The sequence below is a fragment of the Cytophaga sp. genome (assembly GCF_051961495.1).
In the GTDB taxonomy this organism is placed as follows: Bacteria; Bacteroidota; Bacteroidia; order Cytophagales; family Cytophagaceae; genus Cytophaga.
Map to the genome: position 1 here is coordinate 1 of NZ_JBQCDF010000135.1, position 16395 is coordinate 16395.

15 protein-coding genes are annotated in these 16395 nt (G+C 41.3%); 6 read left to right on the forward strand and 9 right to left on the reverse strand.

Annotated elements, in window-relative coordinates; genetic code table 11:
• Both ACTHJT_RS06585 and hemH read right to left on the reverse strand, forming a co-directional pair.
• Positions 1-951, reverse strand: a 951-nt coding sequence (locus ACTHJT_RS06585; protein ID WP_440237205.1) for a hypothetical protein, incomplete at its 3' end; no start/stop codon positions are given.
• Positions 952-1101: 150 nt separating this feature from the next.
• Complete coding sequence (hemH, locus tag ACTHJT_RS06590) at positions 1102-2136, reverse strand: ferrochelatase (RefSeq protein ID WP_440237206.1); 1035 nt, start codon at positions 2134-2136, stop codon at positions 1102-1104.
• Positions 2137-2276: 140 nt separating this feature from the next.
• Here hemH and ACTHJT_RS06595 point away from each other — a divergent pair, with 140 nt between their 5' ends.
• Together ACTHJT_RS06595 and ACTHJT_RS06600 are read left to right on the forward strand one after the other, a co-directional pair.
• Positions 2277-3779: a glycine--tRNA ligase gene (locus ACTHJT_RS06595; RefSeq protein ID WP_440237207.1), complete on the forward strand. Its 1503-nt coding sequence runs from the start codon at positions 2277-2279 to the stop codon at positions 3777-3779.
• Positions 3780-3846: 67 nt separating this feature from the next.
• Positions 3847-4851, forward strand: coding sequence for a hypothetical protein (locus tag ACTHJT_RS06600; protein WP_440237208.1), 1005 nt, complete (start codon positions 3847-3849; stop codon positions 4849-4851).
• 145 nt (positions 4852-4996) lie between these two features.
• On the opposite strand, the gene ACTHJT_RS06605 is transcribed toward ACTHJT_RS06600, so the two are convergent.
• The 5 genes from ACTHJT_RS06605 to glmM all read right to left on the reverse strand — a co-directional run bounded on the left by ACTHJT_RS06605 (position 4997) and on the right by glmM (position 10974).
• Positions 4997-6085, reverse strand: coding sequence for an alkene reductase (locus ACTHJT_RS06605; RefSeq protein WP_440237209.1), 1089 nt, complete (start codon positions 6083-6085; stop codon positions 4997-4999).
• 306 nt (positions 6086-6391) lie between these two features.
• On the reverse strand, positions 6392-7660 hold the full coding sequence (locus ACTHJT_RS06610) for a cation:dicarboxylate symporter family transporter (RefSeq protein WP_440237210.1): 1269 nt from the start codon (positions 7658-7660) through the stop codon (positions 6392-6394).
• Between the two features lie 243 nt (positions 7661-7903).
• A complete protein-coding gene (locus ACTHJT_RS06615) occupies positions 7904-8452 on the reverse strand; it encodes a hypothetical protein (RefSeq protein WP_440237211.1) in 549 nt (182 codons plus the stop codon).
• 10 nt (positions 8453-8462) lie between these two features.
• Positions 8463-9590 carry a cysteine desulfurase family protein gene (locus tag ACTHJT_RS06620; RefSeq protein ID WP_440237212.1) on the reverse strand — a complete coding sequence of 376 codons (1128 nt, stop codon included), beginning with the start codon at positions 9588-9590 and terminating at the stop codon, positions 8463-8465.
• A complete protein-coding gene (gene glmM / locus ACTHJT_RS06625) occupies positions 9571-10974 on the reverse strand; it encodes a phosphoglucosamine mutase (RefSeq protein WP_440237213.1) in 1404 nt (467 codons plus the stop codon). Before glmM ends, ACTHJT_RS06620 begins: the two co-directional genes overlap by 20 nt.
• 172 nt (positions 10975-11146) lie before the next feature.
• Between glmM and mazG the strand changes: the two genes are divergently transcribed.
• The 3 genes from mazG to ACTHJT_RS06640 all read left to right on the forward strand — a co-directional run bounded on the left by mazG (position 11147) and on the right by ACTHJT_RS06640 (position 13089).
• The gene (gene mazG / locus ACTHJT_RS06630; protein ID WP_440237214.1) at positions 11147-11941 is read left to right on the forward strand and encodes a nucleoside triphosphate pyrophosphohydrolase; all 795 of its coding nucleotides are present in this window, start codon (positions 11147-11149) and stop codon (positions 11939-11941) included.
• 145 nt (positions 11942-12086) lie between these two features.
• The gene (locus tag ACTHJT_RS06635) at positions 12087-12365 is read left to right on the forward strand and encodes a hypothetical protein (protein WP_440237215.1); all 279 of its coding nucleotides are present in this window, start codon (positions 12087-12089) and stop codon (positions 12363-12365) included.
• A gap of 244 nt (positions 12366-12609) precedes the next feature.
• A complete protein-coding gene (locus ACTHJT_RS06640) occupies positions 12610-13089 on the forward strand; it encodes a hypothetical protein (protein ID WP_440237216.1) in 480 nt (159 codons plus the stop codon).
• Between the two features lie 26 nt (positions 13090-13115).
• On the opposite strand, the gene ACTHJT_RS06645 is transcribed toward ACTHJT_RS06640, so the two are convergent.
• Both ACTHJT_RS06645 and ACTHJT_RS06650 read right to left on the reverse strand, forming a co-directional pair.
• Positions 13116-13937, reverse strand: a complete 822-nt coding sequence (locus tag ACTHJT_RS06645; protein ID WP_440237217.1) for a DMT family transporter — start codon at positions 13935-13937, stop codon at positions 13116-13118.
• A gap of 93 nt (positions 13938-14030) precedes the next feature.
• On the reverse strand, positions 14031-15077 hold the full coding sequence (locus tag ACTHJT_RS06650) for an RluA family pseudouridine synthase (protein WP_440237246.1): 1047 nt from the start codon (positions 15075-15077) through the stop codon (positions 14031-14033).
• 225 nt (positions 15078-15302) lie between these two features.
• Here ACTHJT_RS06650 and ACTHJT_RS06655 point away from each other — a divergent pair, with 225 nt between their 5' ends.
• Entirely contained in the window at positions 15303-16211 is a 909-nt protein-coding gene (locus tag ACTHJT_RS06655; RefSeq protein ID WP_440237218.1) for a 1-aminocyclopropane-1-carboxylate deaminase/D-cysteine desulfhydrase, read from the forward strand.
• The last annotated feature ends 184 nt before the right edge of the window (positions 16212-16395 follow it).

Genomic DNA, 16395 nt, shown 5'->3' on the forward strand with positions numbered 1-16395 from the left:
AAGAGCAATTACTAAATAAAACGGCCCCCGCTCAAACGTAAAGAAGCAATCCCAAATTCCTTTGGGTAAGCGGCAATACCTTTCCCATAAAGATAACGGTGTCCATGTATTCTCAAAATTCTTTGTTCCTACATAAATAGAATACAAACACACCAGCAGTGTAAAGGTTAAAAAAATGAAAAGCTGAAGATTAATTTTTTTTATCGAATGAAATGTTTTCAGGGAAACAGAAGGAGATGTATCGGCATTGAAATACAGGAAAAAGAAATACAGGAAAGTAATGGTTACGCCGATGGTTAAGACAGGTGCCGGCAATGCGCCGAAAAATGCCAGCAGCACAACCAGCAACAAAGAAATGGCTTTTAACCACAAAGGAAAATGATAGGAGGGATCAAGCGCTTTTTTATAGAAAGGAATAAACAACATTAAAATGCACACAAACGGTAATGCATAAAACATGGTATAGGTGATCGAATAATCAATGATGGACATATACTCTTCGTATGGTCCGCTGGTAAATAAAAACGGACTGACAAGCGCAGCTCCTAATACACCTTCCTGCCATCTGAATTTAAACAGTCCGGAGATAAACCATCCCAACAGAAATACAAGGGAGATATGTATAAAAATTTTCGCAAGTGCCGCGCTCATAAAAACGCTTTCAATCGGACTTACAAAATGCTGCAGAAAAAGCGGCATGTGTTTAAAATAAACGGATAGTGTTGCGTGTGCGGTAAAGCGGTTTGTTGCGGGATAAATTTCACCATGGGCAAAAGCCGGCCAGCCAACCGGCTCCGTCAATACTTTTGTATAGCCTTCGCTTGGCGCCACAATGGGAACAAGGTCACCATCAAGCCGCGCCAATGAATATTGATAGTACGAATATGCAAAGTCAGCCAGCAAGGCCAGCAATAAAAAAATATAAATAGTTGAGTTTTTCTTTTTTGTCATAAAGCATCTATAAAAGTATGGTTGAATAAACTTCGAAGCTTTGTTTTATTTTTTGAAAGAAATTTTAACTGCACTGCACGGCAGAGAACGCAAAAGAATTCTCAATTTGCGATCCTTGCGAAAATACTTTTGCGTCTTTACGGTAATAGCTTATTCTTTACTCAATACTATATCCTTCAGACATGCTATCCAGGTAGGGTGAGTATTTAAGCTTTCAATCAGCTGCCAGTCTTTGCCGCCGTGTTCTTCAAATAGTAATTTATATTCTTCGCCTCCTTCAACCGTTGTTTCCAGACAATCTGCAATGAATGATGGCGAATAAAACAGAATACTTTTCTTACCGTCTTTACCCAGCGCTTCAATGTTGTGATCGGTATATGGTTTGATCCACGGTGTTTTACCCAAACGCGACTGGAATGAAACGGAATACGAACCTTCGGCCAGACCAAGTTCTTTTACCAGCAAACGGGTTGTTTCATAACATTGCGCGCGGTAGCAGTATTCATTGCGCGAACCGTACACCTGGCAGCAGGTACCCAGCTTGCACTGGTCGCCGACAGAGGCTTTGGTGATCTGTCTTTCAGGAATACCGTGATACGAGAAAATAACATGATCCCAGTTTCTTTGCTCCAGGTATTTGCGGCCAATCTCAGCAAAAGCTTTGATGAACAGCGGGTGATCAAAGAATTTCGAGATTACTTCTATGTGTGGCGTGATCTCCCATTTGCCCAGTACACGCAAGGCTTCTTCCACGGCAGAGCCGGTAGAAGCAGATGCATATTGCGGGAAAAGGGGGATAACAATGACTTTGTTATAACCTTTGCCTTCCAGTTCTTTCGCGGCCGATTCGATGGAAGGATTCTGGTAGCGCATGCCCAGCACAACTTTGTAATTATCGCCCAACGCCTGTTGCAATAAATCTTTAACAGCTACGCCATGGAACATCAACGGTGAACCCTTTTCGGTCCACAATTTCTTATATTCATGTGCAGATTTTGGCGCGCGGAAAGGAGCTATGATCATGTTAATCAGCATCCAACGGTTAAACCATGGAATGTCGATCACCCGGCGGTCCATTAAAAACTGGCGCAGGTATTTGCGCACATCCGGTGTATTTGGACTATCCGGTGTACCCAGATTGATGAGAAAGACTGCTGTTTTGGATTTTTTATTAGGCAATGCCATAGAAACATATTTAATTTGCAAACTTAACAAATAACTGTTTTAAAGTTGTGATTTGTATCAGCAGAATGATTTAAATTTATCATGATCTGGTCCTGATTAAAAAGTTGAAAACAGGCACTAAATACGTATAAACGAGTATCATGGAAAATAAAGTAGTTGCCCCGGCCGAAAATGGCCTGATGAAAAAAATCGTTTCGCATGCGAAAGAATATGGTTTTGTTTTTCCTTCATCAGAAATTTATGACGGGTTGCAGGCAGTATACGATTACGGACAAATGGGTGTTGAATTGAAAAACAACATCAAAACGGTTTGGTATAAAGCAATGACGCAGCTGAACGACAACATCGTTGGGATTGACGCTGCCATCTTTATGCATCCCTTAACCTGGAAAGCTTCGGGCCACATCGATGGTTTCAGCGATCCGATGATTGACAACAAAGATTCAAAGAAAAGATACAGAGCAGATGTGCTTGTTGAGGAGCGCGCGGCACAAATGGAAGCTGCCGGTAAAAAAGACGAGGCTGATGCACTGGTGAAAAAACTGGCTCGTCTGCTTGAAGCCGATGATCTGAAAGGTGTACAGGATCTGATCACGAATGAAAAAATTACTTGTCCGATTAGCGGTACTGCTAACTGGACAGAAGTACGTCAGTTTAACCTGATGTTCTCTACACAGGTAGGTTCTGTTGCAGAAGATGCAAGCACAATTTATTTAAGACCGGAAACGGCACAGGGTATTTTCGTAAACTTCCTGAACGTACAGAAAACAGGCCGTATGAAAATACCGTTTGGCATTGCGCAGATCGGTAAAGCATTCCGTAACGAAATCGTTGCAAGACAATTCACGTTCCGTATGCGTGAGTTCGAACAAATGGAAATGCAGTTCTTTATCCGTCCCGGCACAGAAATGGAATGGTATAAGAAATGGAAAGAAACACGTTTGAACTGGCACAAAGCGCTTGGTATACCAGCGGAGAAATTAAGATTCCACGATCACGAAAAACTTGCACATTACGCGAATGCTGCTGTAGATATTGAATTCGAATTCCCGTTTGGTTTCAAAGAAATGGAAGGCATCCATTCACGTACCGATTTCGATTTGGGCAACCACCAGGAATTATCGAAAAAGAAACAACAGTATTTCGATAACGATATCGACGAAGCTACCGGAAAACCTTATGGGAACTATGTTCCTTATGTAGTTGAAACTTCCGTTGGTGCTGACAGATGTTTCCTTGCCGTATTGTGTAATGCATATACGGAAGAAGTAACAGGCGAAGGCGAAAGCCAGAAAGAGCGTGTGTACTTAAAACTACACCCGACATTGGCGCCGATCAAAGCAGCGATCCTTCCGATCACGAAGAAAGACGGCCTGCCTGAGAAAGCAATGGAAATTTACAACGAACTGAAATACGATATCAAGGTAACGTATGAAGATAAAGATTCGATCGGTAAACGTTACACGCGTAACGACCTGATCGGAACACCATTCTGTATTGCAGTAGATCACCAGACTTTAGAAGATAATACGGTAACGATCCGTCACCGAGATTCGATGGAACAGGAAAGAGTTGCGATCAGCGAATTACGCCTGAAGATTCGTAAAGAGACAAGCTGGAGAACGATATTGGAGAAGGTGTAAAGATTAATAAATTATATTTTGGAAGGCGCATTTTATATGCGCCTTTCTTATTTTAATATATTTTCAAATGGAAAGAATTGACCCAATTAATAATGGAAGTAAAATATTTTTTAATTTATTTAAAAATTCAAACAATAATACTATTACAGATTTACCAGCTTTAGATATTTTTTTAAATAAACTTATTACTGAAACAGAAGGTCTAATTATAGTTGATTTTTTAGATCAAGGGAATTGGGATTGTTTAGGTAGTTATCATATTGATTATTCTACTGGTTATGTATTTCTGCATTGGCATCAATATAAAATTGGTCCATTAATTGAAAATTATATTGATGATGCTGGATTTAAACCTAACATTTATACTTTGATGATTCATTTCAAAGAATTAAGAATGGATAATATTAAAGATTTACCTTTTGTAGGAATTAGAGGTTTTGCTTTAAAAGAAAAGGAGGTATTAAAATATTTAACGTCTATAGGTCAATCAAATTCTACTTTGGAAATACGTAATGAAAATTTTTGTTCACTCTATTCAGTTGATAGAGGGAATTATTTTGAAGATTGTTTTTGTCATGATACTCCAATTTATTCGATTTTAATCATTCCAAAAGATAAAGAGCAAGGTTCAAGTTTATCTCAAAAAATACTTTTTTTATACAATTATAGTGATTGCTTAGAAAGGTTAGAAAAAGTGGAAACAACATTGTCAACTAAGAAATTAAGCGAAGACGAAATTTGTGAGAAGGCAAATACAATTAGGAGAATTTTCGAATACGTTTTAAAGATTGAATGTTGTTTTCATTCTAAATTTAATTACAGCTTATCTTTGGAAGAAATGTTTAATAAATTTCTTTTTAAAAAACATTACTCAGATTTAAATTTAGGAGACTTAATTTCTATTCTAAAATTTGTAAAACAAAAAGATCAAATGGAAAATTTAAATAAAATAGTTAGATTTTCTAATGAACTATCACATGATTCGGGAAAGCCTATTAGGCAAGAGATGGCGACTGAATTACTTAATTTAACAATAAATTATATTGATGAACTAGTTAAACTAATCAAGTAAGTATTTAAAAACGATTCCTGCTATAAACAAAAAAAGCTCATCAAACGATGAGCCTTTCTGTTTAAACCCGTCGGATTCGACGGGTTTAAAAATATAAGAGAAATTAAAGATTACGAATCCGTGACCTTTAATTTCTTTAATTCACTTACGCGCCATACACTGCAAAATCCGTATAACCATGTTCACCGGGGGTATAGAACAGTTCCATGTTCAAATCATGTGAAATGGGTTGGTCCTTTTTGAAACGTTCAACCAGATCCGGATTGTTGATGAACGGCCGGCCGAAACCTGTAGCATTTGTCAAGCCGCTCTCTATCGCTGCTTCAGCGGTTTCTTTTGTAAAGCCGCCGCAAAGAATAATCGTGTTTTTGAAATTGTTACGGATCTTTTGTTTGATCTCAATTGGTACTGCCGGCGCACCAATCGCTGAGTGGTCCACCAGGTGAATGTAAGCAATACCCAACTTGTTCAGTTCTTTTGAAAGATAATCATATTCTGCATCGATCTCCGGATAATGCGGCATGTCACTCGCTACACCATATGGAGAAAGACGGATCCCGGTTTTGTCTTTACCGATCGCAGCAGCTACCGCTTCAGTCACTTCCAGCACAAACTTAGCACGCTTCTCAATGCTGCCGCCATACTCGTCGGTACGTACATTGCTTACCGGAGAAAGGAACTGCTCTAACAAGTAACCGTTTGCGCTGTGCAGTTCCACTCCATCGAAACCAGCTTCGATTGCATTCTTTGCAGCCGTTACAAACTCCGCTTTTGTAGAAACAAGTTCTTCCGCAGTCATGGCGTTTGGTACCGGGAAATCCTGCATCTGTAAGGAGTCCGTCCACATTTGTCCGGCGGGCTTCACGGCTGAAGGCGCAAGAATCTTTGTACCTGCTGCCATGTTAGCCGGGTGCGAGATGCGGCCGGTGTGCATTAATTGTATCACGATTTTCCCGCCTTTGTCATGCACGGCTTTCGTTACTTTCTTCCAGCCTTCAACCTGCTCTTTGCTGAAGATGCCGGGGATGCGTGCGTAACCCAAACCGTTTGGTGAAGGCGATGTTCCTTCGGTAACGATCAGTCCGGCGCCGGCGCGCTGTCCGTAATACGTTGCCATTAAATCGTTTGGTATGTTACCGATTGCGCGGCTGCGTGTCATCGGTGCCATTATAATACTGTTTGCCAGGGAAATAGAACCGATCTTTTGAGGTTCAAATAATTTAGATGTTGTCATGGGATAAAAAGATATCGTGGGTAAAAGTGTGTTGAGACAATATAAGTGCTAAGAAGTATTATTAGTTCCTTAAGCGAGGTTACTAAATGGTAACCAAAGTTTTTATTATCGGTTGTTAAGAAATCTGTATGGCATACAGTACGAAATGCTGGTCTGTGTGTCACAGACCAGGGTGCAGTACTTAATTAAGTTTATGCCATTCTAAATTAGAGCAAGGCCTTGGAGGATTCGTTAGCGGAACGAACCAAACCTATAAGATTTTCTTTGTTAATCAACGAACCTTTATGAATCAAAACCTTATAGGTTTTATTTGTTAAAGGCCCCATCCATTTTTCTCCGGTCGAATTCGTTTTCATTATTTGCCAGAAAAACGGTTGCCACGCTATTGCCGATAAAATTGGTGATTGCTCTGGCCTCCGACATGAAGCGGTCAACAGCTAGCAGCAGCGCCAGGCCTTCAACCGGAATAACTTTAACCGCTGTTAAAGTGGATGCGAGTACAATGAACCCGCTGCCTGTTACGCCGGCCGCGCCTTTAGAGGTGATCAGCAAAATGCCGATGATAGACAGGATCTGTGAGAGAGCCAGGTGTACATGAAATACCTGCGCCAGAAATAATACCGACATCGAGAGATAGATTGTGGTACCATCGAGGTTGAAGGAGTAACCGGCAGGCACAACCAAACCAACAACCGGTTTGGAACAGCCCATGCGTTCAAGCTTTTCCATGAGCGAAGGCAGCGCCGCTTCGGAAGAAGAAGTTCCCAATACGATCAATAGTTCTTCACGAATATATTTCAACAACGACAACAAACGGATTTTGTAGTACCACAAGATCAGACCGAGAACGACAAAAATAAAAAGTGCCATGGTGATGTACACGGTCAGCATGAGTTTGCCTAGTGGCAGCAAGGTTGTAAGTCCGTATTTGGAAATGGTGAATGCCATACCGCCGAAGGCCCCGATGGGTGCAAGCAGCATGACATAATGCAGGGCTTTAAAAAGTTTTTTGGAAATGGGTTGCAGCCAGTCAATTAATTGTTGTCGCTTATGATATCTGCTGAGCATGATTCCCGAAACAATGGCGATCAATACAACCTGCAGCGTTACATTGTCTTTTAAAAAATGGAACCAGCTGAAATCTTCGGCACGCTTGGTGTAGGTACTGATGTCTCCGCCCGCAACGGAAGATGTTACCACGCCGTCACCCGGACGAATGACCCAGGCTGCGCCAACGCCGATCAGCAAGGCAAAGGTTGTTACAATTTCAAAATACAACAAGGCTTTCGCACCTACCTTACCTGCCTTTTTCAAATCACTCATGGAAGCAATGCCCAGCGTGATCGTTAAGAAGATGATTGGGTTGATGAATATTTTAACCAGTGAAATAAACAGACTGCTGAGAAATTCGGTAAAGGTTGTTTTAATTTCTATATCGGTCAGGTAAAGATTTAATTTGAAAGGCTTATCCAATACGGGCATTAATGCGGTCTGCGGATAAACATGTCCGAGCCACACACCAAGCACAATAGCTGTCAGCACCCAGAAGGTAAGATTGGAAAAAATTCTTTTCATACGATTGTGAAAAAGCAGCCTGTTGATGAATCATGATTTCTTCTTCCTGAAACAAAAGTTAGCAAGAACTGCTGCGAATAGTGTAGATAAGATCCAGAGTAATTTCAAATTTTCTGACTGCTCAATTGCGTCTGTATAAGATGAATTGACGTAATAGCAGAAAACAAACCAAATTGACAAAATACCTATAAAAGCAGCAGTTCTTTTCAACAAAGACATAACTATATTGTTTCATTCATTTATTTATTCACCCGCAGTCAGCGCTGCTTCGACTTCCGCCAGTTTCTGTGCTGTATACGCGCCTTTCGTTACATGCGTGATCACGCCTTTATCATCCAGTACAAAGAAATAAGGCTCATCATTTTCTACGATGTCCAACGTTTTTTTGTATGAAGCAAATTCACCCACATAGGTTAACACATAAGGTTGTAATTCTTTTTGTGTTTGGGTTTGTATGGCTTTTATAATATCGCCGGCAGCAACTTTATTTGTTCCGGTAACAACCGCAACGAAATAGGTGTTTACATTATACACCTCTGCCGCAAATACAGTTTTCTTTTTTTGAATGAACGTTTGATATGCAGGCTGGTACCAGGTCTTCAGGCTTTCTTCCGCTTTTTTAGAAAAAGCAATACCAACGATGCTGTATTTCCCTTTCACACTGTCGGGAACGGGGAATGATTGTCCGCTTAATTTTTTCGTTGCAATATCCGGGAATGCCGAACCTGTCTGCGCAACAGCACAAGCTGTTGATACAGCCGTGAATAAAAGGAATACGATGATTTTTTTCATAGTGGTACGGTTACTTGATACTCTTTACTAACGTTTGAATGCAATAATCTATTTCGTCTTTGGTATTATATCTTCCGAAAGAAAAACGCACATAGCCCCAATCGTCTTTGGCGCCAATGGCTTCCAATACATGCGAACCAATATTCGTGCCGCTGGTGCAGGCGCTGCCGGCAGATGCAGAAATTTTTGCAATGTCCAGGTTCATCACCAGCATCTCGTTATTTTCTGATGGCGGCAGACTTACGTTCAGCACATGCACCAGGCTTTTATCGATATCAGCAGATTCGCCATTGAATAATAAGCCGGGAATTTTATTCAGCTCTTCAATCATGTATTTTTTCAGCTCTATGATATGCATGCGATCTTCATCCATGCGCTGGTAGGCAAGTTCCAAAGCTTTGGCCATACCTACGATGGCGGCCGTGTTTTCTGTTCCGCCGCGCATGTTGCGCTCCTGCGCGCCGCCATGCATATAAGGATAGATCGTTGAGCCGGCTTTTAAGTATAACAAACCAATGCCTTTTGGTCCGTGGAATTTATGCGCAGAGCCGGCAATGAAATCAACCGGCAGAGATAATAAATGCAAAGGATAATGACCAATGGTCTGTACCGTATCGCTGTGAAAAAAAGCGCTGTACTGCTGGCAAAGTTCACCGGTCTTTTTCAGATCCAGGATATTGCCGATCTCGTTGTTGCCGTGCATCAGACTGACCAACGCCGGTGTGTTTGCCCTGAGCAACGATTCAAGATGAGCCAGGCTAATAACACCCTGCTCATTTACATCTACATAGTGGACAGTAACGCGGTTCAGTTTTTCCAGATACTGCACGGTATGCAGTACCGCATGGTGTTCAAGCCGGCTGGTAATGATGTGTTTGATGTTGTGTTTTTCAACCGCACCGATGATCGCAGTATTATCTGCTTCGGTTCCGCCGGAGGTAAAAAAGATCTCCGCTGCCGTGGTGTTCAGCAGGTCTGCAATTTTCTTGCGCGCAATCTCAATGGCCGACCGCGTTTCACGGCCATGTCCGTGTATGGAAGAAGCATTGCCAAAGCGGTCCGTTAAATAAGGCATCATGGCTTCGAGAACCTGCGGATCTAAAGCCGTTGTTGCTGCATTATCTAAGTAAACACGCATTGGTTTCAAGCACTTCTTTTATATCGTTGATAATTTTATGAGCCAAATTGTCTGCAGTTGCATGGGTGTCTGCTTCCGCATAGATACGAATGATCGGCTCGGTGTTGGATTTACGTAAGTGTACCCAGCCTGCTTCAAAGTCAAAACGTACTCCGTCGACTGTGATCATAGGTGTTTTTGCGTAATGCTCCTTTATTTTTTCGATCACACAATCCACGTCAATTTCCGGAGTCAATTCAATTTTATTTTTTGAAATAACATAGTTCGGGTAGCTGGCACGCATCATGGAAATAGACTTTCCGTATTTCGCCAGATGAGAAAGGAACAAGGCAATACCTACTAAGGCGTCTCTGCCGTAATGCAGTTCAGGATAGATCACACCGCCGTTGCCTTCACCGCCGATCACAGCTTTATTCTTCTTCATGGCCGTAACTACGTTCACTTCACCAACGGCAGAAGCGATATAGTTTTTACCATGTTTCTCCGTTACATCTTTTAATGCCCGTGTTGAGGACAGGTTTGAAACCGTATTGCCCGGTGTATTTTTCAATACATAATCAGCAATGGCAACCAGTGTGTACTCTTCGCCGAACATACTTCCGTCTTCGTTCACAAAACACAAACGGTCAACATCCGGATCTACCACGATGCCTAAATCGTAATGACCTTTTTCGATTTCATTGGAAATGAATGAAAGGTTTTCCGGCAGCGGTTCCGGGTTGTGCGGGAAGTGTCCGTCGGGTTCGCAGTAGAACGCAGAAACTTTTTTAACGCCCAATGCTTTCAGCAGTAAGGGTAGTGCAATACCACCCGTAGAATTTACACAGTCAATGGCAACGGAAAAATCCTTTGCCTGGATCGCTGCCACATCTACCAATGGTAATTTTAAAATAGCGTCAATATGTTTTTGAATGTAGCTGTCGTCTTTGCGGTATGAACCGAAATGTTTTACATCTACAAATTCAATATTTTCTTTTTTAGCAAGAACCAGAATTTTTTTACCGTCGCGCTCTGAAACAAATTCTCCATTAGCGTTCAGTAACTTCAAGGCATTCCATTGGCCCGGGTTATGACTGGCAGTAATGATGATACCGCCGGCTGCCTGCTCCCACACAACAGCCATTTCTACGGTTGGTGTCGTTGATAGACCTAAATCCACTACATCAAATCCAAGGCACCGTAACGTTTCTGTAACGATGGAAGAAATCCATGGTCCCGATAAACGGGCATCACGGCCGATAACGATCTTATTATTATTTGAAGCACTTCTTGCCCACGTTCCGTATGCTGCAGCAAATTTCGCCACATCGATCGGTGTTAACGAGTCGCCGGGTTTACCGCCGATAGTTCCGCGGATTCCGGAAATAGATTTAATTAAAGTCACAGTTAAAAAGATTTATTGTGTAACCAAATTTACAAAACAGAAACCATATACAATCTTTTCTTTTTAAAATTATACAAACAAATATTTTATCAACATCCGGCTAAAATTTCTTTATGAAAACAAGCATTAGTAAATAGAATATGGTTATTTGTTATATAAACGTCTTTTTGTTATGAATTCAAGAGCAGAGCAATTAAAAGCATTTGACCGTTTGTTGACGATCATGGATGAATTGCGGGAACAATGTCCGTGGGATAAAAAACAAACCATTGAAAGTTTGCGCTATTTAACCATTGAAGAAACGTTTGAACTCTCGGATGCCATTGTCGACAAGAACATGGATGAGATCAAAAAGGAGTTGGGCGATATCATGCTACATCTGGTTTTTTATGCCCGGATCGCTTCAGAGACTAATGATTTTGATATTGGAGATGTACTGAATGCCCTCTCGGAAAAGATGATCCGCCGCCACCCGCATATCTATGGCGATGTAAAGGCAGAAGACGAAGAAGCCGTAAAGAAAAACTGGGAGCAGATCAAGATGACGGAAAAGCCGAAGGAAGAATCTATTTTAAGCGGTGTTCCCAAATCACTGCCGGCTATGATCAAAGCTACCCGTATACAGGAGAAAGCCCGTGGCGCCGGTTTCGACTGGGAAGAAAAAAAACAGGTCTGGGAAAAGGTGGAAGAAGAACTTGCAGAATTCAAGCGGGAATTTAACATAGAAGACGATAAAAAGATTGACGCATTTAAAGCCGAAGGCGAACTCGGTGATTTATTTTTCTCCCTGATTAATTACGCCCGCTTCCTGAACATCAACCCCGAAGATGCACTGGAGCGCACCAATAAAAAATTCATCAAACGTTTTCAGTATCTGGAAAGAGAATCCAGAAAAGATGGCAAGCAATTAAACACCATGAGCCTGGCCGAAATGGATGAATACTGGAATGCAGCGAAGAAGGCTTAAGGCGGAATGCCTAAGGCTTAATGCTTTTGCGTTTCATTAATCATTTTAGTTTGTAAATTTTATTCTCATCTTTAAAGTACTGAAGTTAAAAATAAAGAAATGACAAGCCTTAGGCTTTAAGCATTTCGCCTTAGGTTTAACACCCATGGAAACATTTAAAAAAATATACAAAGCCGCTTTCTATTTGAATATCGTACTGTTTCTTTTTTTCTTTTATTCGTTGTATCAGTATGGCGAAACCTATTCAGATATAAAAACTCCGGATAAAACAGAAGCCATTACGAGCCATGGAAAAACGTATTATGTCAGTAAAGCAGATCAGCATAAAATGAATATCATCGGCTGGACTTCTTTATCACTGTTTGTTTCCGTGTTAGGTATCGGTTTGTATTATAAGGTTAAATATAAGAAGGATCTTTTGTAGACGTAAAGCATAAGGCGGAACGCCGAAGGCTTAAAGCTTTTCACATTAAGCTTTTTTCTTTATCTTAGTATTACTATCGTTTTAATCTTCACATGAAACCTATTAATACTCAAAGCAAATCTTCGGCCAATAAGCAGTTAAATGTTTATGAGGAACGTTTTTTGTTATTAATGAAATTAATGAAAATTGATCGAATGCTGCGCAACGCAACGATTATCCATTCGGAAAATAAACCAAAGAAATAATGGATATTTTTGATGAAGAGGTTTTAAATCTCTGGAAGGCGTTTCACAAAAACAAATTTCAATATATTATGGTTGGAGGTTTCGCAACCAATCTGAATGGCTTTTCAAGAACAACTGCAGATATTGATATATGGTTAAAAGATACTCCACAAAATAGAATACATCTCAAAGATTCTCTGGCACAAATGGGTCTTGGTGATTTGCCGCAAATGGAGCGGATGGATTTTATTCCCGGCTGGTCTTCCATTAGACTTAACTCAGGCATGGAACTGGATCTAATGTCTTATATAAAAGGCTTCGAACAGGAAACATTTGATGCATGCTATCAATCAGCATCAACAGCTGTTATTTTTGACATACCAATAAAGTTCTTGCATATCAATCACCTGATTGAAAGCAAAAAAGCCTGCGACAGGCCAAAGGATAAAATCGATGTGTTGGAATTGGAGCGAATTAAGGCTGAACGAGAAAGATTGTAATAAGCTTAAGGCCTTAGCTTTTCGCTTTAAGCTATAATATTCAGCACCATCCCCAGCATCACCAAACCCACGCCAACCGAGGATTTCAGGCTGATGTACTCGCCGAAGAACGTGATGCCGTAGAAAAAAGAAAGTACAATACCCAGATAATACACGTAGGAAATATTTTTCACCTCTTCGTGTTTATAGGCTTTGGTCAGGAAAAGCTGTCCCACATGTGTGGTAATTCCAATCAACAATAGAAACAACCATTCCCGTGCATCCGGTGTTTTCCATTCTGTAAAGATAAAGGGCAGCATACAAGGAATGGTAATGAACGGAAAGTAAAACATGATCACGGCGGTATCGTCGGTGTCGCGCAGTGTACGTACAACGAAGTGCGCTGTGGCCGTAAAGAAGGCTGCACACAAACCAAGGATGATTCCTACGGTTGACAGGTCTTTATCCAACCCTTTCATTAAAAACACACCCAGAAAAGAGATGCCGAAAAACAACCATTTCAAATGCGGGATCTTTTCTTTCAGAAATAAGAAAGCCAGAAATAAGGTAAAGAAAGGAACGAGATTGCCGATGGTTACTGCTGTTCCCAGTGGCAGCAGTTGTATGGAATAAAAGAAACAGATCAGCGAAAACATGCCGACCAAACCACGCAGCACCAGAAATGGTTTGTTGTTTCCCCACACCGGAACCCTGGCTTGCCGGATTGCGATGTAGCAGAATATAATGGAAAAGACAGACCGGATAAAAATTGTTTGTACAACGGGAATCTCCGGAATCGCTTTCACACACAAATGCATGAGTGAAAAGGAGACAATGGAGATAAGCATGTAGCGGATACCGAGCGTCATGAGTACAAAGTACTAAGTACGGAGTACAGAGTATGAGAAATAAATTATAATAATGGAAAGGGTTTCAAAATAGAATTTTTTGTATACTGTACTCTATACTTCTTCGCCCACATAGCGTTCCCATTTATCGAGTACGGCCTGCATATCATCCGGCAACTTGCTGTCGAACTGCATAAATTCCTTTGTGGTGGGATGTACGAAGCCCAGCGTTTTGGCATGCAGTGCCTGGCGTGGTAATAGTTTGAAACAATTCTCAACAAACTGTTTGTACTTACCTGTTACTGTTCCTTTCACCACTGCATCACCTCCATAACTCATGTCATTAAATAACGGGTGGCCGATCGACCGCATGTGTGCACGGATCTGGTGTGTACGCCCGGTCTCCAGATTACATTGCACCAATGCAACATAATGATAGGCGTTCAGGGTTTTATAATGTGTGATGGCCAGCTTGCCATCTTCTTCGTTGTCGTAGGTAGCAACAATCTTGCGGTCTTTCGTACTTCTTCCCAGGTAATTGCGGATGGTTCCGTCTTTGGGTTGTGGTGTACCCCAGGTGATGGCATAATAAGTGCGTTCTATGGTATGGTCCGCAAACTGTTTTGCCATGAAGGTCATGGCATAATCTGTTTTTGCAATTACCAATAAGCCTGAAGTATCTTTATCAATGCGGTGTACCAGGCCCGGCCGGATTTCTCCGTTGCGGTGCGTCGGCAGATTTTCAAAATGGTACGCGAGTGCGTTAACAAGGGTGCCGGTCCAGTTGCCGTGTGCGGGGTGCACCACCATGCCCGGTTTTTTATTTACAATCAGTATCTGATCATCTTCATACACAATATCCAGCGGAATGTTTTCCGGGATCAATACATTTTCACGCGGCGGATGCGGTAGCGAAATAGTAATCACGTCACCCGGCTTTACCTTATAACTGGCTTTGGTTGGCTTATCGTTTACACGAACAGCTTCTGCTTCAATACCATATTGAATACGGGAGCGCGTCGCATTTTGAATACGCGACATCAGAAATTTATCGATGCGCAGCAACGTTTGTCCGGGGTCGCAAACCACACGGTGGTGTTCAAACAATTCGTCTTCCGCGAACCCGTCTTCTAATTCTTCCGGTAGTTGATTTTCTGCCATAACTGTAAAGGTACGGAAACCTTCGATAAGAAACGACATGTTTGATGATTTGAGCTTTAGGGCATTTATTGGTAAAATTCCAAAATTCAAAAAACAAATTCCAAACAGCCGTAAAGTTAGTTATTAGCATTTACTTTTCTTGCCAGCAATTTGTTTAAGTTATTTGTGTGGCTTGTTGAGTAGTTTGGAATTTGTTTTTTGTAATTTGGAATTTCTACACGAATTATGCTATTACATAGTAACCTTGAGCGTATTCAATTACCACTTCTTGAAGCAGCAGACGTTCAATTGTACCTGAAACGTGAGGACTTAATCCATCCCTTATATGGTGGAAATAAGATCCGGAAGCTGAAATACAATGTAATGCAATGTGTGAAGGAAAGGAAAAGCGGATTGCTTACTTGCGGTGGTGCGTATTCCAACCACATACTTGCAACGGCGGCGTATGCTAAAGAGCAGGGTTTGAAAATCAAAGCATTGATTCGTGGTGAGGAACTGCTGATTGAAAACCCGACACTGAAAGATGCCGCTGCTCTTGGCATGGAGTTCGTTTTTGTTTCGAGGGAAGTATATAGAAGCATTCGTGAAAATCCGAAACTGGCGTTTGAAGCAAGTGATTCAAGCAGTAAAGAATTTTATTTTGTTCCCGAAGGAGGAACAAATGCATTTGCGGTTGAAGGAGTTGCTGAGCTGGTGCAGGAGATTGATGTGCCATTTGATTATATCACAACCCCTTGCGGCACGGGCGGAACATTCGGCGGTTTGATGAAAGGCATTAAAGATCTTGATTGTAAGCTGCTTGTTTTTTCAGCCTTGAAGAATGGTGATTATATTATTGATGAAGTTGCTGCTTTATTGAAAGAAGATTTTGACCGCAGCAAGCTAGCGCTGTTCACTTCGGATTATGTTTTTGGTGGCTATGGAAAGGTGAAACCGGAACTTGTTGACTTTGTAAAAGATTTTGAACAACAAACAGGTATTTTACTTGATCCGGTCTACAATGGAAAAATGATGTTCGGCTTGCTGGATAAAATTGCAAACGGGTATTTTAAAAAAGGCTCAGTAATAGTAGCGCTGCATACAGGTGGTGTGCAGGCATGGAGAGGCTTTGGAAGCATAGAGCTAAAGACTTAAAGCTGGGGGAAATTCCAAAAAACAAATTCCAAACGGAGACAAATCTAACCAACCCACGACTCAACCCGTTGTTGTGCCACCGGCCAACAACCCACTGTTCTGAGATGATAAATTCAGTAAGTGGTTGGCATTCGCAGCGAACAAAACTACTATACAAGTCAAAGAAAAATCATCAGGCTGAAGA